1 pseudogene is annotated in these 523 nt (G+C 35.6%); it reads right to left on the reverse strand.

The annotated features are described in order from the left end of the window. Window positions 1-523: pseudogene (locus tag FHK88_RS04040) on the reverse strand (hypothetical protein); the annotation flags it as partial.

The following is a 523-nucleotide window of genomic DNA, read 5'->3' on the forward strand; positions in this document are numbered from 1 at the left end:
AACTAAAAACGGCTTGCGTATTAACGTCACGACTTTTTGTAATCGAACCAGAAGCCGAATCTCCTTCGGTAATAAAAAGCGTACTTTCAAGATATCTTGGGTTTTTAATATCTGGCAAATGCACTCGGCAATCGCGTAATTTCTTATTGTGAAGACTTGATTTTTTGGCTCTGTCTTTCGCTAATTTTCTAATTCCCGAAAGTTCTTTTCGTTCACGTTCTGCTTGTAAAATTTTACGCAAAAGTAAATCGGCAACTTCTGGATTTTTATGTAAAAAATTATCGAGTTTCGTTGTGATGAAATCGTGGATAAATGTTCGTACTGTTGGACCATTTGGACCGATATCATTCGAACCCAATTTGGTTTTGGTCTGACTTTCAAAAACTGGTTCTTCTACTTTTATCGAAATAGCAGAAACTATAGATTTTCTAATATCTGACGCTTCAAAACCTTTATTATAATATTCACGGATGGTTTTTACGATTGCTTCACGAAAAGAATTTAAGTGCGTTCCTCCTTGCGT

The sequence above is a fragment of the Psychrobacter sp. I-STPA6b genome (assembly GCF_020662265.1).
Classification (GTDB): domain Bacteria; phylum Pseudomonadota; class Gammaproteobacteria; order Pseudomonadales; family Moraxellaceae; genus Psychrobacter.